At 63.0% G+C, this 16,108-nt stretch carries 18 protein-coding genes; 8 read left to right on the forward strand and 10 right to left on the reverse strand.

The genetic code is table 11. The features are described 5' to 3' along the window. Positions 1-52: 52 nt before the first annotated feature. From NLY37_RS21945 to NLY37_RS21960, 4 genes are all read left to right on the forward strand, one after another. The gene (locus NLY37_RS21945; protein ID WP_023742140.1) at positions 53-349 is read left to right on the forward strand and encodes a YciI-like protein; all 297 of its coding nucleotides are present in this window, start codon (positions 53-55) and stop codon (positions 347-349) included. Between the two features lie 89 nt (positions 350-438). Beyond that, entirely contained in the window at positions 439-864 is a 426-nt protein-coding gene (locus NLY37_RS21950) for an EVE domain-containing protein (RefSeq protein ID WP_023742139.1), read from the forward strand. Continuing rightward, the gene (locus NLY37_RS21955; protein ID WP_084558985.1) at positions 819-1,517 is read left to right on the forward strand and encodes a class I SAM-dependent methyltransferase; all 699 of its coding nucleotides are present in this window, start codon (positions 819-821) and stop codon (positions 1,515-1,517) included. The genes NLY37_RS21950 and NLY37_RS21955 overlap by 46 nt, the downstream gene beginning before the upstream one ends. 105 nt (positions 1,518-1,622) lie before the next feature. Further along, on the forward strand, positions 1,623-2,045 hold the full coding sequence (locus NLY37_RS21960) for a DUF1761 domain-containing protein (protein ID WP_023742137.1): 423 nt from the start codon (positions 1,623-1,625) through the stop codon (positions 2,043-2,045). A gap of 15 nt (positions 2,046-2,060) precedes the next feature. On the opposite strand, the gene gcvA is transcribed toward NLY37_RS21960, so the two are convergent. Continuing rightward, a complete protein-coding gene (gcvA, locus tag NLY37_RS21965) occupies positions 2,061-2,981 on the reverse strand; it encodes a transcriptional regulator GcvA (protein WP_023683901.1) in 921 nt (306 codons plus the stop codon). A 134-nt stretch (positions 2,982-3,115) separates the two neighbouring features. Here gcvA and NLY37_RS21970 point away from each other — a divergent pair, with 134 nt between their 5' ends. After that, positions 3,116-3,355, forward strand: coding sequence for a hypothetical protein (locus NLY37_RS21970; protein ID WP_023670491.1), 240 nt, complete (start codon positions 3,116-3,118; stop codon positions 3,353-3,355). Positions 3,356-3,538: 183 nt separating this feature from the next. Here the strand turns inward: NLY37_RS21970 and NLY37_RS21975 are convergent, their stop codons facing one another. Continuing rightward, positions 3,539-4,075: a L,D-transpeptidase family protein gene (locus NLY37_RS21975; protein ID WP_245264527.1), complete on the reverse strand. Its 537-nt coding sequence runs from the start codon at positions 4,073-4,075 to the stop codon at positions 3,539-3,541. 145 nt (positions 4,076-4,220) lie between these two features. Between NLY37_RS21975 and NLY37_RS21980 the strand changes: the two genes are divergently transcribed. Both NLY37_RS21980 and NLY37_RS21985 read left to right on the forward strand, forming a co-directional pair. Then, positions 4,221-4,904: a response regulator transcription factor gene (locus NLY37_RS21980; protein ID WP_023670493.1), complete on the forward strand. Its 684-nt coding sequence runs from the start codon at positions 4,221-4,223 to the stop codon at positions 4,902-4,904. A gap of 177 nt (positions 4,905-5,081) precedes the next feature. Further along, complete coding sequence (locus tag NLY37_RS21985; RefSeq protein WP_023730228.1) at positions 5,082-5,537, forward strand: cyclic nucleotide-binding domain-containing protein; 456 nt, start codon at positions 5,082-5,084, stop codon at positions 5,535-5,537. A 159-nt stretch (positions 5,538-5,696) separates the two neighbouring features. Here the strand turns inward: NLY37_RS21985 and xth are convergent, their stop codons facing one another. The 6 genes from xth to tesB all read right to left on the reverse strand — a co-directional run bounded on the left by xth (position 5,697) and on the right by tesB (position 13,428). Then, positions 5,697-6,503 carry an exodeoxyribonuclease III gene (gene xth, locus NLY37_RS21990; protein WP_023742136.1) on the reverse strand — a complete coding sequence of 269 codons (807 nt, stop codon included), beginning with the start codon at positions 6,501-6,503 and terminating at the stop codon, positions 5,697-5,699. A gap of 196 nt (positions 6,504-6,699) precedes the next feature. Further along, positions 6,700-7,380: an outer-membrane lipoprotein carrier protein LolA gene (locus NLY37_RS21995; RefSeq protein ID WP_023670496.1), complete on the reverse strand. Its 681-nt coding sequence runs from the start codon at positions 7,378-7,380 to the stop codon at positions 6,700-6,702. A 138-nt stretch (positions 7,381-7,518) separates the two neighbouring features. Next, positions 7,519-10,188, reverse strand: a complete 2,670-nt coding sequence (locus NLY37_RS22000) for a DNA translocase FtsK (RefSeq protein ID WP_023742135.1) — start codon at positions 10,186-10,188, stop codon at positions 7,519-7,521. A gap of 345 nt (positions 10,189-10,533) precedes the next feature. Next, positions 10,534-11,964 carry an ammonium transporter gene (locus tag NLY37_RS22005; RefSeq protein WP_023670498.1) on the reverse strand — a complete coding sequence of 477 codons (1,431 nt, stop codon included), beginning with the start codon at positions 11,962-11,964 and terminating at the stop codon, positions 10,534-10,536. A 31-nt stretch (positions 11,965-11,995) separates the two neighbouring features. Continuing rightward, positions 11,996-12,334, reverse strand: a complete 339-nt coding sequence (locus tag NLY37_RS22010) for a P-II family nitrogen regulator (RefSeq protein ID WP_023670499.1) — start codon at positions 12,332-12,334, stop codon at positions 11,996-11,998. Between the two features lie 218 nt (positions 12,335-12,552). Next, positions 12,553-13,428, reverse strand: a complete 876-nt coding sequence (tesB, locus tag NLY37_RS22015) for an acyl-CoA thioesterase II (protein ID WP_023705020.1) — start codon at positions 13,426-13,428, stop codon at positions 12,553-12,555. A gap of 112 nt (positions 13,429-13,540) precedes the next feature. Here tesB and NLY37_RS22020 point away from each other — a divergent pair, with 112 nt between their 5' ends. Then, positions 13,541-14,797 (forward strand): ubiquinone biosynthesis hydroxylase, encoded by a 1,257-nt coding sequence (locus NLY37_RS22020; RefSeq protein WP_023705021.1) that lies wholly within the window; start codon positions 13,541-13,543, stop codon positions 14,795-14,797. Positions 14,798-14,819: 22 nt separating this feature from the next. Here the strand turns inward: NLY37_RS22020 and plsY are convergent, their stop codons facing one another. Further along, entirely contained in the window at positions 14,820-15,458 is a 639-nt protein-coding gene (gene plsY, locus NLY37_RS22025) for a glycerol-3-phosphate 1-O-acyltransferase PlsY (RefSeq protein WP_031246262.1), read from the reverse strand. A 16-nt stretch (positions 15,459-15,474) separates the two neighbouring features. After that, the gene (locus NLY37_RS22030; protein ID WP_023706709.1) at positions 15,475-16,005 is read right to left on the reverse strand and encodes a hypothetical protein; all 531 of its coding nucleotides are present in this window, start codon (positions 16,003-16,005) and stop codon (positions 15,475-15,477) included. Between the last annotated feature and the right edge of the window lie 103 nt (positions 16,006-16,108).

Below are 16,108 nucleotides of genomic sequence, written 5' to 3' on the forward strand. Positions count from 1 at the left end.
TTTCGGCAGTTCAAGCGAGCTGTTGTCGCAATCCCGAAACGGAGTTTTAAAAATGCTGTTTGCGTTGATTTGCAAGGACAAGCGGGGCAGCCTGCAGGTGCGGGTCGATACGCGGCCGGTCCACGTCGCCTTTCTCGAAGGCCTGAACGCCGACAACAAACTGGCCTTTGCCGGCCCGTTCCTCGACGCCGAAGGCAAGCCCAACGGCAGCCTCGTCGTCGTCGAAGCGCCCGATCTCGCCGGTGCGCAGGCGCTGTCGGCTGCCGACCCCTATGCCAAGGCCGGGCTGTTCGAAAGTGTCGAAATCCGCCAGTGGAACTGGACCTTCAACAAGCCGGCGGTTAGTTAGTTCCGACGGCGCCTAGAGCGATCCCAGGAAAAGTGTGTAACGGGTTTCCGTCCGGAATTGCGCAAAAAAATAGTAGTTGGAGCAAAGACATGAACTACTGGCTGTTCAAATCCGAACCTTCGGTCTTCTCCTTCGAGGCGCTGAAGGCCAAGGGCAAGGCCGGCACGCAGTGGGACGGCGTGCGCAACTATGCAGCGCGCAACAACATGAAGGCGATGCACATCGGCGATCTCGGCTTCTTCTATCACTCCAATGAGGGGCTGAACGTCGTCGGCATTGCCGAGGTCTGCGCGCTTGCCCATCAGGATACCAGCACCGACGATCCGCGCTGGGAATGCGTCGACATCCGAGCCTTCAAGGATGTGCCGAACCCGCCGACGCTGGAACAGGTCAAGGCCAATCCGAAACTCGCCGAGATGGCTCTGGTGCGGCTTGGACGGCTTTCCGTACAGCCGGTGACGCCGGCCGAATGGAAGGAAGTCTGCCGCATGGGCGGCCTGACGCCGGCTCCGTGAGGGTCCTCACGCCGAACAGCGCGAAAAAGTTCATTCTCGACAACACGGCGCTTATGTCGCCGCCGCATGTGCCGGAGATTGTCGTCAATCTTGCCGACGAAGCGCATGACCTCTGGCAGCGCACGGAGAACGAGCTGATCGAAATCGGCCTGCCGCCGCCGTTTTGGGCCTTTGCCTGGGCCGGCGGTCAGGGCCTTGCCCGTTACGTGCTGGACAATCCGTCGGATGTGCGGGGCAAACGCGTGCTCGACTTCGCCTCCGGCTCCGGCCTTGTCGCCATCGCCGCCGCCAAGGCGGGTGCGGCGCACGTGATCGCCGCCGACATCGACCCGTTCTGCGAAACGGCGATCCGCCTCAATGCCGAGGCCAACGGCGTTGCCATCGAGTTTTGCGGCACGGACTGCATCGGCACCGACGCCGGCTGGGACGTGGTGCTGGCGGGCGACGTCTTCTACGACAAACCCTTCGCCGACACGCTGATGCCGTGGTTTTCGACACTGAAGGCGCGCGGCGCTGACATCCTCGTCGGCGATCCGGGCCGCTCCTACATGCCGAAGGCGGGACTGGAGCCGCTCGCAGTCTACGAAGTGGCGGTGACGCGGGCGCTGGAGGACGCCCTGGTCAAGCGCACCACGGTGTGGCGCTTCGCTTGACGGCATTGCCGAACAGGCGTTCCATCGCGCATTGATTTGAAGAATACGCATGTCGTTATCCCAGAACCGTCAGGCTTTGGGCTGCATGCTTGAGGGGAGGACTTTATGGATTTTTCAGTGGTGAACTGGCTGGCGGTGGTTGTCGCGGCCGTCGCGGCGTGGCTGTTTGGCGCCGTCTGGTACACGGCCCTCAGCAAGCCTTGGGTGAGGGCGGCCAGGATCGATCCGTCAACGTCAAAGAAATCCATATTGCCCTTCATCATCTCCTTCATCGCCGAGCTGATCATGGCGCTGGTCTTGGCCTTGGTCGTCGGCGCGATGACCGGCGGCGAGCCGGTCCTTGTCGCAGGGCTGGTCTTCGGCTTCGTCCTCTGGCTGGGTTTCGTCGCCACGACGCTGATGGCCAACCATCGCTATGAGAATTTCGGCTGGGACCTGACCCTGATCGACGGCGGCCACTGGCTCGGCGTGCTGTTGATCATCGGCGCGGTGATCGGCTGGTTCGGGGCGCCGGTCGTCGCCAGCTGAGGCCTGCAGAAGTCGTCAGGTCTGCGTCCTGGCGACTTCGTCGAGGATCCATTCGCGGAAAGCGATGATGCGCGGATCGTTGGCAGTGCTCTCGGGATAGACCAGGAAGTAGCCGAACTCCGGCCCCACGCGCAGACCGAGTTCAAAGGGCTGCACCAGCCTTCCCTGGGAAAGGTCGTTTGCCACCATGGCGAACTCGGCGAGCGCCACGGCATTGCCGTCGAGCGCCGCCTGCACGGCATCGGTAGAGGTTCCAAACACGATAGTCCGACTGTCGTCGAAATCGTTGATGCCGGCCGCCGCCATCCACATGCGCCAGTTCGGCCATGTCACGCCTTGGCGCGACCATTCGATATGGGCAAGCGTGTGGTTGAAGAGGTCGCGCGGTTCGCGCAGCGGCGGGCCGGAGGTCAGCAGGCTCGGGCTGCACACCGGAATGAGGATGTTGTCGAACAGGCGATGGGCGCGAAGCCCCGGATACTTGCCGACCCCGAACCGGATGCCGACATCGACGTCGTCGAGTTCGAAATCGCGCACTTCGTAGCCGATGTCGAACCTCAGCTCGATACTGGGCTGAAGTTTGCGAAAATCGTCGACGCGCCGCATCAGCCATTTTGACGCGAACTGCGCGTCGAGCGTCACCTTCAGCAATGCCGTGCCGCGCGTCAGCTTGCGCGCCCGCGACACCGCCCGGTTGAGCAGGTCGAGCGCATCGATCGAGGCCTCGAACAGCACCGTACCTGCCTCGGTCAACCGGATGGTACGACTGGTTCGCGTGAACAGCACCAGCCCGAGCTGATCCTCGATTTCCTTGATCTGGTGGCTGACCGCCGCCGGCGTCAGCCCGAGCTCGTCGGCAGCGCGGGTGAAATTGAGGTGGCGGGCGGCGGCTTCCAGAGTCCTCAGCGCGCGCGTTCCGGGCAACAGACGGGACATCACCGTATCCTCAAATAAAACTTGACGATCCGAAAAGAACTACTCGTTTCTCGCATGGATTTCAATGCGGCATGATGCATCCATCGAAACACCATCAAGCCGGATTTGATATCCGGCGGAACACGGAGCGCATCATGTCCATCTTCGTTTTGAACTCGCCAGCAGCTCGCTCGAACTGGTTGCATGCCGTAACGGACTGGCTTCGCCAGGCGAAAGTCGCCATCAACCTGCCGCGCCAGGACGTGGAGGACCTTTCGGATCGCCAACTGCGCGATGTCGGCGCGCAGCGCAAGGACGTGACGCGGGCCGTGGACCGGGAACTCGGCCGGCTTGGATTGCTGGACACTGGGTGGCAGAAGCCGAGAAGGCGTTAGGCAATGGTGAGTAGTGAGTAGTGAGTAGTGAAGGATTGAAACGACGCCGAGACCATCCTACTCCCTACTCCCTACTCCCTACTCCCTACTCCCTACTCCCTACTCCCTACTCCCTACTCCCTACTCCCTACTCCCTACTCCCTACTCCCTACTCCCTACTCCCTACTCCCTACTCCCTACTCCCTACCTCACCACCCTCACCACCGTCCGGTCCGACACCAGCGGCAACAGCCGCGCCATTGTCCGCGCTGTCACCGCCACGCAGCCTTGCGTCGGTGTGAAGCCTGGGCGCGCCAGATGGAAGAAGATGGCGCTGCCGCGGCCGCGCCGGCGCGGCGCCATGTTCCAGTCGAGCACAAGGCAGGCGTCATAGAGGCGGTCGTCGCGCCGCATTCGCTCATGGCTGGCGCCATAGGGGATTTTCACCGGCCGGTTGTAGTTGCGGTCGTCCGGCACCTCGCACCAGCCGAGATCGGCGCCGATCGGCGCCATCGCCAGCTGGGTTTTGCGGCCGGCCGCGAAATGATCGCCCCGAAAATATCCTGACAAAATCCGCATCTCGCCAAGCGGCGTCGCACCGTCGCCTTCGCGCTTATTGGCCGAGATGCCGCCGCGTCCGAGCGCACAGGCAAACACCTTGCTGCCGGCCTGCAATATCCCCTGGCTGGGGTTGCCCGGCCTCGCCCGAACCACCAGCACACGCAGCCTTTTCGGCAAAATTGCGCCGGCTGCATTGCGATCGCGTTTTTTCTTGTATGATCGTGTCACGGAACAAATCACTGTGATCGGACTGTTGCGCCGGTCAGCTTCCGCATAAATGGGAGGCGGTCAACTGAAAATTCTTTTCAAAACAATGGATTGATCCATGACATCACGTACCATTCTGATCGTTGACGATGATGACGACCTGCGCGGAACCCTCGTCGAGCAACTGGCCCTTTACGAAGAATTCGACGTCTTGCAGGAAGCGACCGCCGCCAAAGGCGTCGCCGCGGCGCGCGGCGGGCTCATCGACCTGCTCATCATGGATGTCGGACTGCCCGACATGGATGGCCGCGAGGCGGTGAAGATCCTGCGCAAGGGCGGCTACAAGGCGCCGATCATCATGCTGACCGGCCACGATACCGATTCCGACACAATTCTGGGCCTCGAGGCCGGCGCCAACGACTATGTCACCAAGCCGTTCCGCTTCGCCGTGCTGCTCGCCCGCATACGCGCACAACTGCGCCAGCACGAGCAGAGCGAGGACGCCACCTTTTCGGTCGGGCCCTACACGTTCAAGCCCAGCCAGAAGCTTCTGATCGACCAGCGCGGCGGCAAGGTGCGGCTGACCGAGAAGGAAGCCTCGATCATCAAATATCTCTATCGAGCCGACCAGAAGGTGGTGACGCGCGACGTCCTGCTCGAGGAAGTGTGGGGCTACAATTCCGGCGTCACCACGCACACGCTGGAAACTCACGTCTACCGGCTGCGCCAGAAGATCGAGCGCGATCCTTCCAATGCTGAAATTCTTGTGACAGAAAGCGGCGGCTACAAGCTGGTTCCTTAAACTTTTCATTGTTCGATAAGCGGTCGGGGCGGGACTGTTTCGGGGAGGATCCGGCTGGGGGAGCCTGGATCGGCCCGTTGCGCAGATTGAAGTGTTAGAGCGTCCTTTGCGCGTTCAATTGGACACGCGGCGCTCTAAGGGAGGGATTGGACTGACCGTTCGGGGACGCAGCTAGAGATGGCGCTGGATGACGACATCCGCATCCTGTCCGCCGTGAAGCTCTTTGAGGGTTTCACGCAGGAACAGCTGCGCCTGCTCGCCTTCGGCGCCGAAGCCACCCATCTGCAGGCCGACCGCAAGCTGTACCGCGAGGATGACGAAGCCGACTCAGCCTATATCGTGGTCAGTGGCCGCATCGTGCTCTACCGGGAGCAGGATGGCGACCGCATCCCGATCGGCACCGCCGGCCCCGGCACGATCCTCAGCGAACTGGCGCTGATCGCCGACTCAAGACGGCTGACCAGCGCCTCGGCCGAGACCGATTCGGAAGTGATAAGGTTGAGCCGCAAGATGTTTCGCCGCATCCTGGAGGAATATCCCGAGGTGGCGGTGAAACTGCACCAGCGCATCCTCGATGATTTCCAAGCCATGATCGCCCGCATCGAGAAGCTGGCGCCAAGGTTTGGCGGGTAGGTCCCCGCGACCGCGCTGACGCTTGGGTGTGTCGAGATTCAGGTCAGGCCGAGTCGAAAATGGCTGATACCGAGAACCGGAGCGGGGCGTACTCAAAGTACGCACCGGAAGCGCAGGTATCGGCCATTGCAGGCCGGCCTCACCTGAATATCGGCACGCCTAATCCAGGTCGAACCGCGCAATCACCGGCACATGGTCCGAGGGCCGCTCCCAGCCACGCGCCTCTCGCAGGATCTCATAGCGGGCAAAGCTCGGCACCAGGTTCGGTGACGACCAGACATGGTCGAGCCGGCGGCCGCGGTTCGAGGCTTCCCAGTCCCGCGCGCGATAGCTCCACCAGGTGTAGAGCTTCTGCTCTGGGGGCACGTCGAGCCGCATCAGGTCGACCCAGTCGCCGGCGATCCGCATCGCGTCGAAATTTTGCGTCTCGACCGGCGTGTGGCTGACGACGTTGAGCAATTGCTTGTGCGACCAGACATCGTGCTCCTGCGGAGCGATGTTGAGGTCGCCGACCAGGATCGAGGCCGACACCTCGTCATGCGCGGCGCGGATGGCGTTCATCTCGGCAACGAAATCGAGCTTGTGGCGGAACTTGCGGTTGATCTCCGGATCGGGCTCGTCGCCGCCGGCCGGCACGTAGAAATTGTGGACCAGGATTGCCTTGCCGCCGGCCTGCACCTTGACCGACAGATGCCGGCTGTCATCGATCTCGCAGAAGCGCCGTTTCTCGACAATCTCGATCGGCCGCCGCGCCACCGTCGCAACGCCGTGATAGCCCTTCTGGCCATGGAATGCGATGTGCTCGTAGCCGGCCTTGCGGAACGCCTTTTCCGGAAACAGCTCGTCGGGAACCTTCGTCTCCTGCAGGCAAAGCACATCGGGCGCCTGCTCCGTCAGCAGCCGCTCGACGATCGGCATGCGCAGGCGCACGGAGTTGATGTTCCAGGTGGCGATGGAGAAGGGCATGCGGCGGTCCGAACAAGGTCGCCGATCTACTGCCAGCCTAGCGCCACAAACACAAGCCAGCCTTTGCGGGCGGCGGCTCTGATTCAGGTCAGGCCGAGTCGAATGGCGGTCTCCGAGAACCGGAGCGGAGCGTACTTAAACCACGTGAGCACCGGAAGCGCAGGAGATCGCCATTGGCAGGCCGGCCTCACCGCATCTAGCGCTGGTTGGTGTTCAGCTCGCGGTTCGCCGCATAGTCGATGGCAAAGGTGTCCGCAGGGAAGCTGACGCCTTCCTTGGTGTTGTAGATCATCACCGTGGTGTCCTTGCCCTGCGCGTCGGTGATGGTCCACTGGCGCAGATCATAGGATTTCGGATCGAACATCATAGTGATCTTCGAATTGCCGAACACCGACTTGTCGGCAAGCTGGATGGTGGTGAGGTCGCTCTCTTCCTTGATCGATTTCACGCGGCCCCCCGAGAGGTCGATCTTGGTGTCGAGCAACAGCTTCAGCGGCGTCTTCGACAACGGATAGAGATCGGACGTTTTCAGCCGCTTATTGAGGATGACCACCGACTTGCCGTCGGAAATCACCCGGAAATTCGACTTGCCGTCATAGTTGAAGCGAATCTTGCCTGGCCGCTCAAGGAAGAACTTGCCGCCGGTCTGCTGGTTGTTGGGGCCGAACTGGACGAACTCGCCGCTCATCGATTTGACCGAGGAGAAATGGTCGGCGATCTTTTGCGCCGTCGGCGGCACTGCCGCCTGCGCCGAGGCCAAGAGCTGGAACCCCGGCACGACGTTGATGGCCGCGGCGCCGGCAAGCATCAGGCCAAGGCCGAGCAACTGGCGACGGTTTGGAGCGAAATCGCTGATCGCGGAAAGATCGTTTTTCATGCCGGTCACTCTCGTGTGGTGTGTGTCTCGTTGCAGTCGGTGGACCCCCAGTTAGACTTAAGTTTGGCGGGCCGGACAGCGCTCAGTCGCTGTAACGCGCCAAAAGGTTCAAGGTTGCCGCCGGGCCGTATCGGCTGATCAGAACTTGTCGTCCTCGGTCGGCACCAGGATTTCGCGTTTGCCGGCATGGTTGGCCGGGCCGACAATGCCTTCCTTCTCCATCTTCTCGATGATCGAGGCGGCGCGGTTGTAGCCGATGCCGAGCCGGCGCTGGATATAGCTGGTCGACGCCTTGCCGTCGCGCAGCACGACCGAGACCGCCTGGTCGTAGGGATCGTCGGAATCCTCGAAATTGCTGTTGCCGCCACCGCCAGCGCCGCCCTTGCCCGACGGCTCGTCATCGTCCTCGCCGTCATCCTCGGTGATGGCGTCGAGATATTCGGGCACGCCCTGCAGCTTCAGATGGGCGACGATCTTCTCGACCTCGTCGTCGGCGACGAACGGGCCGTGCACGCGCTGGATGCGGCCGCCGCCGGCCATGTACAGCATGTCGCCCATGCCGAGCAGCTGCTCGGCGCCCTGCTCGCCCAGAATGGTGCGGCTGTCGATCTTCGACGTCACCTGGAAGGAGATACGGGTCGGGAAATTGGCCTTGATGGTGCCGGTGATGACGTCGACCGACGGACGCTGCGTCGCCATGATGACATGGATGCCGGCCGCGCGCGCCATTTGTGCCAGGCGCTGCACCGCGCCTTCGATGTCCTTGCCGGCGACCATCATCAAATCGGCCATCTCGTCGATGATGACCACTATGTAGGGCATTGGCTCGAGATCGAGGTTCTCGGTCTCGTAGATCGCCTCGCCGGTCTGGCGGTCGAAGCCGGTCTGCACGGTGCGCGAGATTTTTTCGCCCTTCTTTTCAGCCAACTGCACGCGCGCGTTGAAGCCGTCGATGTTGCGCACGCCGACCTTGGACATCTTGCGGTAGCGGTCCTCCATCTCGCGCACCGTCCATTTCAACGCCACCACGGCCTTCTTCGGGTCGGTGACCACCGGCGTCAGAAGGTGCGGGATGCCGTCATAGACGGAAAGTTCGAGCATCTTCGGGTCGATCATGATCAGCCGGCAGTCCTGCGGCGTCAGCTTGTAGAGCAGCGACAGGATCATCGTGTTGATGGCGACGGACTTGCCGGAGCCGGTGGTGCCTGCGACCAGCACATGCGGCATCTTGGCGATGTCGACGATCACCGCCTCGCCATTGATGGTCTTGCCCAGCGCCAGCGCCAGCTTGGACTTGGTCGTCTCGAAATCGCGGCTGGCCAGGATCTCCCGGAGATAGACGGTCTCGCGCTTGGCATTCGGCAATTCGATGCCGATGGCGTTGCGGCCGGGCACCACGGCGACGCGGCAGGCAATCGCGCTCATCGAGCGGGCGATGTCGTCGGACAGGCCGATGACGCGCGACGATTTGATGCCGGGCGCCGGTTCCAGTTCATAGAGCGTGACGACGGGGCCGGGCCGTACCGCGATAATCTCGCCCTTGACGCCGAAATCCTCCAGAACGCCTTCGAGCAGGCGCGCATTCTGCTCCAGCGCGTCCTTGGACAGGCTGGCGTCGCGCACCACGTTCTTCGGCTCCGACAGGAAATGCAGCGACGGCATTTCGAATGTTTCCGAGCCGATCAGCGAGGTCTGCGCCTCGCGCTGGACGCGCGCGCCGGGAGCGGGACGCGGCGCAGGTGCGGCGACGCGGGTCGCCGCATCTGACCGGAAGTTCTGCACCTTGGCGTTCGGCGCGGCACGGCGCTGGACCGGCTCGTCGTCGAGTTCGACCTCCTCGTCGCCATTGCCGAAACCGGCATCGAGGACGTCGTCATCGTCCGGATCGACGGAAACGCTGCGGTCATTGACCATGGCGGCGAAGAATTCCGGCTCGACGCGGGCGCGGCCATCCGGGCTCATCCGCGCTTCGGCGAATTCCGCCGATTCGACCCGTTCGGCGGCGCGGCGCCATGCGGTGGAGCGCTGCTCCATCTCCGGCTCGAACTCGTCGCGCTCCTGCTGGCGGCGCACAGCCCGGCGATGCATCCAGGCGCGGAAAGACAGCCACCAGTGGGTAATGGCGCCGAGCGCCAGTATCCCTTCGTCGCCCTCGTCGTCGTCTTCGTCGAAGAGCAGGTCGTCCTCTCGGGGATCGGGCTCCGCGGTGCGCTCCATGACGGCAAAGCCGTTCTTGCGCGCAATCAGCGCCGAGCCATAGGCAAACAGCCACAGCGCCGGCGCAATGAGCACCATGGCAATGATGCTGGCAACGATGCCGGTCGGGTAGCCGCCAATGACCAGGCCCGGAATATTGAGCACCATGTCGCCGAACACGCCACCGAGGCCGGTCGGCAACGGCCACGTCTTGGGCGGCACCACGCAGCCGGCCATCGCCGCCGCGAGCAGCGCGAAGCCGAACCAGGCAAGGCCGCGCTTCGGCAGCCTGTCGACGCCGCGCGCCGAAAACAGAAGAAAGCCCCAGATCACCGCCGGCACCAGGGCGGCAACCGCGGCAAGGCCGAAGAACTGCATGGCGAGGTCGGAGAATACCGCGCCCGCATAGCCCATGGCGTTGGTGACGATGTTGTCGGTGGCGTGCGAGAAGCTGGGATCGGCGACGTTCCAGGTCGCCAGCGCCGCGACGCCAAAGGCGACCAGCGCAAACAGGCCGGCGCCGACCAGCCGCCCGACCTGGCGCCGCGCGAATGCCTGGATGCCGTGCCCCGTATCGGTTAGCGCGAGCGGTGCTGAAGCCCCTGAACGCATGCTTCGTTCCCCGTCTGTCATGGACTGGCCGGGCGCATGACGCACTCCGGCAGATTCGGATGTCAGACTATCGGGGGGAAGTTAAGGCCGCATTAACTATACGGCAGCCGGAGCCACGATCTTGCTCACTCCACTGTAGGCAGTCTCAACAGTTCAGAACCAATCCGGTCGACGTCTCCCCGCCGGCGGCCATCACTAGAACGTGATTGCGCAGGGATCGAGGCCTGCCAGCACGGTTGCCAAAAAGAGAGGCCCGGAATGACCCGGGCCTCAAAGCGTGAACTCCTTTCGGGAGCGTCACGACGGGATGGGAGAATGCGGGGCGGCCGAGCCGCCCCGCAAGGCTTACGAGTGGTAGGCCGCTTCGCCATGCGAAGTCAGGTCGAGGCCTTCGCGCTCGGCGTCGGCTGTCGGACGCAGACCGATGATCAAGTCGACAACCTTGTAGAGGATGGCGCTGCCGATGCCCGACCACAGCAGAGTTACCAGGACGCCTTTGCCCTGCGCCAGGAGCTGCGTGGCCGTGCCGGCATAGCCGGCGGCGAAGTCGGCCGTCGAATAGTCGACGATGCCGGCGCCGCCGAGGGCGGGATTGACCAGAATGCCAGTGCCGAGCGCACCGATGATGCCACCGACGCAGTGGACGCCGAAGACATCGAGGCTGTCATCATAGTCGAACGTGTTCTTCACCACCGAGACGAAGAAGTAGCAGACGAAGGTGGCGACGATGCCAAGCACGATAGCGCCCATCGGGCCGGCAAAACCTGCAGCCGGCGTAATCGCGACGAGGCCGGTGACCGCGCCCGAAACAGCGCCGAGCATGGAGGCTTTGCCGCGCAGCAGCGATTCAAGCACGATCCAGGCCACTGCCGCCGCCGCCGTGGCGACGAAGGTGTTGATCATCGCCAGCACCGCATAGGCGTTCGCTTCGAGGTTCGAACCGGCGTTGAAGCCGAACCAGCCGACCCACAGCAATGAAGCGCCGACCATGGTCAGCGTCATCGAGTGCGGCGCCATGATGTCCTTCTTGTAGCCGATGCGCTTGCCGATCATCAGCGCGCCGACGAGACCGGCAATGCCCGCATTGATGTGAACGACCGTGCCGCCGGCGAAGTCGATGGCGCCGAAGCTGAAGATCAGGCCGGACGGGTCGGCATAGGCGCTCGGGCCGCCCCAGAACCAGACCATGTGCGCGATCGGGAAGTAGATTAACGTCACCCATAGGATAACGAAAAGGATCAAGGCGGAGAATTTGACGCGTTCGGCGAATGCGCCGACGATCAGGGCGGGCGTGATGCAGGCGAAGGTCATCTGGAAGACGACGAACACCAGTTCAGGAATGGCGACGCCCTTGCTGAAGGTTTCCGAAAGCGTCGATACGTTGACGCCGGAGAGAAACATCTTCGAAAGGCCGCCGACGAAGGCGTTGCCCGGGGTGAAGGCGAGGCTGTAGCCGTAGAAGACCCAGATGATCATGACCACGCTGGTGATGGTGAAGACCTGCATCAGCACCGACAGCATGTTCTTGGTACGAACCAGGCCGCCGTAGAAAAGCGCAAGGCCGGGAATGGTCATCAACAGCACCAGCACGGTGGAAATCATCATCCACGTGGTGTCGCCCTTGTCGACAGTAAAAGCCGGCGCTGCTGGCGCTGCCGCCGCGACGGCGGGAGCCGCCTCCTGCGCGAAGGCAGCAACCGTGCCCAATGCTCCGAGCGCTAAGGAGCCCAGCAGCGCGGAGCGTGCCACTGACTTCAAGGTGGAAGGTATATTCATTGAACTCTCCATTGGAATACGTGTTCGCCGCTCAAAGTGCGTCGGTGTCTGTTTCGCCGGTACGGATGCGCACCGCCTGATCGATGCCGAAGACGAAGATCTTGCCGTCGCCGATCTGGCCGGTCTTGGCCGCCGCCGTGATGGCTTCGACGGCCTTGTCGACCAGGTCTGTGCTGACCGCGACTTCGATCTTGATTTTCGGCAGGAAACTGACCGCGTATTCCGCCCCGCGATAGATTTCCGTGTGTCCCTTCTGACGCCCGTAGCCTTTGACTTCGGTGACGGTCAGGCCCTGGATGCCGACGGCGGTGAGCGCTTCGCGCACCTCGTCGAGCTTGAACGGCTTGATGATTGCCATCACGATTTTCATAAGGTTTCACCCTTTGCTGTTGCGGTCCCCCGCGTTTGCACACCTTCACCGATCCCAAAAAGCCCGGAGAGTGCCCAACAGGATTCAAGCTCCGTGCCAGTTGCCGAAGCAGGGTGTTAACTCATTGTAAATAAACGGATTGCTCGAGTCCCGGCGGCACGGTGCGCACTGTCAACGGACAGTCACTGATTAAAAAGTAGGCAATTTTTCGAAAATGCCTATTCGGCAGGCGGCCGTTTCAGCCGGATCAGGCCTTCCTGGGCAACCGAGGCGATCAGCGTGCCGTCGCGGGCAAACAGCGAGCCGCGGGTGAAGCCGCGCGACCCCTGCGTCGAGGGGCTGTCCTGCGTGTATAGGATCCAGTCATCGAGCGGATGGCTGCGATGGAACCACATCGCATGGTCGAGGCTCGCCGCCTGGATGTCGCGGTCGAAAATGGCGCGGCCGTGCGCAAAGGTCGAGGTGTCGAGCAGCGTCATGTCGGAGAGGTAGGCAAGCACCGCCGCCTGGATGCCGCGGTCGGCCGGCACCGGGCCGGTGGTGCGGATCCAGATGTTCTGCTGCGGCTCCAGCTTTTCGCGGCTGGTGTAATGCTCCAGCATCACCGGCTTCATCTCAATCGGCCGGTCACGCTCCCAATAGCGCTTGATGCCGTCCGGCACCGCCTCGCCGAACTTGCCCAGCAATTCGCGCTGCGACAACAGGCTGTCGGGCGGCGGCACGTCGCGCGGCATCGGCAGCTGATGCTCAAGGCCAACCTCATCCTGCTGGAACGAGGCTTCCAGCGAAAAGATCGCCTGGCCGTGCTGGATCGCCACCACGCGCCGCGTGGTGAAGGAGCCGCCATCGCGGATGCGGTCGACCTCGTAGACGATCGGCACCTTGGTGTCGCCGGGCCGCATGAAATAGCCGTGCAGCGAATGCACGTGGCGCTCGGGCTCGACGGTGCGCTGCGCGGCGACCAGCGCCTGGGCGATGGTCTGGCCGCCGAAAACGCGCTGCCAGTCGAGCTTGGGACTGCGACCACGGTACAGATTGTGTTCCAGCTGCTCGAGGTCGAGAATGCTGAGAAGCTCGTCCATGGCCGCCGTCATGCTTCGTGACCTCGCCGTAAGATGCTATGGCGGTTTCCGACAGGAATGGCGGGCAGTCAAGGCCGGAATGCCCCAGTGGGCGGGGATGGTCGAGACTTCGAAAGGAATTGACATGGCGAACCGCAACACGGACGCAAAAACCCCGCTCGACGTGCTGGTCGCTGGCGCCGGCTATGTCGGCCTCGCGGCCGCAGTGTCGCTGAAACAGGCGCGGCCGGGCCTGGCTGTCGCCGTCGTCGATGCCGCGCCCCCCGGCGTCTGGCAAAAGGATGGCCGCGCCTCGGCGATCGCCGCCGCCGCCTGCCGCATGCTCGACCAGCTCGGCGTCTGGCAGGAAATCGTCGGGCAATCGCAGGCGATCACCGAGATGATCGTCACCGATTCGCGCACCGCCGATCCGGTGCGTCCGGTGTTTCTCACCTTCGATGGCGAGGTCGCGCCGGGCGAACCGTTCGCCCACATGGTCGCCAACAAGGACCTGAACGGCGCCTTGCGCCGCCGCGCGCAAAAGCTCGGCATCGACATCATCGAAGGTGTCGCGGTCGCATCGTTCGACGGCAATGGCGCCGGCATCACCGTGCATCTGGCCGACGGCGCGGCGATTGAGGCGCGGCTGCTGGTCGCCGCCGACGGCGTCAATTCCAAATTGCGCGACATGGCCGGCATCAAGACGGTGAAATGGGAATATGGCCAGTCCGGCATCGTCTGCACGGTGGCGCATGAGCGCCCGCACAATGGCCGCGCCGAAGAGCATTTTCTGCCGGCCGGCCCGTTTGCAACGCTGCCGCTCAAGCCGACCGAGGACGGCACCAACCGTTCGTCGCTGGTCTGGGTCGAACGTTCCGAGGATGCCGAAAAGCTGGTCTCGGGCGACGACCTCGTCTTCGAGCAGGAGCTTGAATTGCGCTTCGGCCTGAAGCTCGGCGAAATCCGCGTCACCGACAAGCCGCGCGCCTGGCCGCTCGGCCTGACCATCGCGCGCGCCTTCGTCGCCCCGCGCGTAGCACTTGCCGGCGACGCCGCGCACGGCATCCACCCGATCGCCGGCCAGGGCCTCAATCTCGGCTTCAAGGATGTGGCGGCCCTTGCCGAAGTGGTGGTCGAGGCCGATCGCTTGGGACAGGATATCGGCGCGCTCGACGTGCTCGAGCGTTACCAGCAATGGCGCCGCTTCGACACCGTGCAGATGGGCGTCACCACAGATGTGCTGAACCGGCTGTTTTCCAACGACATCGGCCCGCTGCGCCAGCTCCGCGACATAGGCCTCGGCCTTGTCGAACGGATGCCCAGGCTGAAGGAGTTCTTCATCCGCCAGGCGTCGGGGTTGTCCAACGGCACACCACGGCTGCTCAAGGGTGAGGCGATTTAGACCGGGAATGAGTGCCGCTTTGTCATAGACGCGGCTCGGCTCCTGACATCAGCCGCGCAATGTTGGCGCGGTGGCGCACGATCACGTAGATGCCGCCGGCGATGACCAGCAACCGGTAGGGCAATGGTTGTTCCATGCCGCCGACGAGGGCGATCGCGGTGAGCGCCGCCAGCATCGAACTCAGGGACACAATTCGGGAAACTGCCAACACCACGGCAAATGCCGTCGCCGCGCCTAGACCCACAGGCCAGGACATCGCCAACAAAACACCCAACCCCGTCGCAGCCGATTTGCCGCCGGTGAAATTCAGCCAGATCGAACGGCTATGCCCAAGCAAAACAGCGAGTCCGGCCAGGCATACAACCCGAGGAGCCCAAACGGGCATATCAGATATTGCCGACGGCGGCGTTGCGGAAGACCAGAAACAAAACCAACGGGCAAAGATGACCGCTGCCGCCCCTTTCAGCACGTCCACCAGAAGCACCACCAATGCTGGCCATTTCCCGAGTGTGCGCAATACATTTGTCGCACCGGTGGGCTTGGAGCCGTGCTCCCGGATATCGATGCCCTTAAGCAGTTTCCCCGCCAGATAGCCGGCAGGCGTAGAGCCGATAAGGTAAGCGGCAGCCGATCCTACCACGCTCGCTATCCAGAATGACATGCGCCCGGGCTGTTTCTCAGTTGACCTCGAAACCCAGCTTCTGCCGCAGTCGCAGCATGCGTTGGTCGGCGACCTTGAAACTCTGCTCGCCGCTCTTGGCAACACGATCCAGCATCTGCAGCAGATCTTCGCGCTCATGCGGATCGAGGCGCTCGCGCAGGAAGGGCGCCAGTTTGTCGATGACGATCGTCGGGTCGTCGATCTGCGCCGCGGCCCATTTGGCGTAGACGACGGCTTCATCGGTCTTCTTCTGGTTGTCCGCAATCTGCGAGATCACCTCGCGGATGACCGTTTCACGCTTCGGCAGGATCGGGCCGTGCTCCGCTGCCAGTGCGGTGATCAGCGTTGCCGCCGCCACCACCGGATCGTCGATCGCCGTCAGCGGCGACAGCGCCGCCTGCTTGCGCAGCTTCTTGCGCCTTATGTTGCCCTGGACGCGGCCGACGACGTCGGCGACCTCGCGCGCGGCTTCGTTCATGGCCTTCATGCGATACCACCAGAACGCCCCGGCTCCCAGCACGCCGAGAATAGCAATCAGGAAAGGCATGTCGAATTCCCCCGAAAATTGCGGCGACGATAGGAGAACTCCGGCGTTGCTTCAACACGCAAGAATTGTATCTGATGAGAAAACAGAGCTGGCCCCCTAATCA

Source organism: Mesorhizobium sp. C395A (assembly GCF_030323205.1).
Classification (GTDB): Bacteria; Pseudomonadota; Alphaproteobacteria; order Rhizobiales; family Rhizobiaceae; genus Mesorhizobium.

What these genes read in the sequence shown, in the direction of transcription:
- NLY37_RS22030 (WP_023706709.1), bottom strand. Translation starts at nt 16,005, where the DNA reads ATGCCTTTCCTGATTGCTATTCTCGGCGTGCTGGGAGCCGGGGCGTTC.
- gcvA (WP_023683901.1), bottom strand. Translation starts at nt 2,981, where the DNA reads ATGTCCCGTCTGTTGCCCGGAACGCGCGCGCTGAGGACTCTGGAAGCC.
- NLY37_RS21955 (WP_084558985.1), top strand. Translation starts at nt 819, where the DNA reads ATGGAAGGAAGTCTGCCGCATGGGCGGCCTGACGCCGGCTCCGTGAGG.
- NLY37_RS22000 (WP_023742135.1), bottom strand. Translation starts at nt 10,188, where the DNA reads ATGCGTTCAGGGGCTTCAGCACCGCTCGCGCTAACCGATACGGGGCAC.
- NLY37_RS22020 (WP_023705021.1), top strand. Translation starts at nt 13,541, where the DNA reads ATGGCGAACCGCAACACGGACGCAAAAACCCCGCTCGACGTGCTGGTC.
- NLY37_RS21950 (WP_023742139.1), top strand. Translation starts at nt 439, where the DNA reads ATGAACTACTGGCTGTTCAAATCCGAACCTTCGGTCTTCTCCTTCGAG.
- NLY37_RS21995 (WP_023670496.1), bottom strand. Translation starts at nt 7,380, where the DNA reads ATGAAAAACGATCTTTCCGCGATCAGCGATTTCGCTCCAAACCGTCGC.
- plsY (WP_031246262.1), bottom strand. Translation starts at nt 15,458, where the DNA reads ATGTCATTCTGGATAGCGAGCGTGGTAGGATCGGCTGCCGCTTACCTT.
- NLY37_RS21960 (WP_023742137.1), top strand. Translation starts at nt 1,623, where the DNA reads ATGGATTTTTCAGTGGTGAACTGGCTGGCGGTGGTTGTCGCGGCCGTC.
- NLY37_RS21945 (WP_023742140.1), top strand. Translation starts at nt 53, where the DNA reads ATGCTGTTTGCGTTGATTTGCAAGGACAAGCGGGGCAGCCTGCAGGTG.
- NLY37_RS21970 (WP_023670491.1), top strand. Translation starts at nt 3,116, where the DNA reads ATGTCCATCTTCGTTTTGAACTCGCCAGCAGCTCGCTCGAACTGGTTG.
- tesB (WP_023705020.1), bottom strand. Translation starts at nt 13,428, where the DNA reads ATGACGGCGGCCATGGACGAGCTTCTCAGCATTCTCGACCTCGAGCAG.
- NLY37_RS21985 (WP_023730228.1), top strand. Translation starts at nt 5,082, where the DNA reads ATGGCGCTGGATGACGACATCCGCATCCTGTCCGCCGTGAAGCTCTTT.
- xth (WP_023742136.1), bottom strand. Translation starts at nt 6,503, where the DNA reads ATGCCCTTCTCCATCGCCACCTGGAACATCAACTCCGTGCGCCTGCGC.
- NLY37_RS22010 (WP_023670499.1), bottom strand. Translation starts at nt 12,334, where the DNA reads ATGAAAATCGTGATGGCAATCATCAAGCCGTTCAAGCTCGACGAGGTG.
- NLY37_RS21980 (WP_023670493.1), top strand. Translation starts at nt 4,221, where the DNA reads ATGACATCACGTACCATTCTGATCGTTGACGATGATGACGACCTGCGC.
- NLY37_RS22005 (WP_023670498.1), bottom strand. Translation starts at nt 11,964, where the DNA reads ATGAATATACCTTCCACCTTGAAGTCAGTGGCACGCTCCGCGCTGCTG.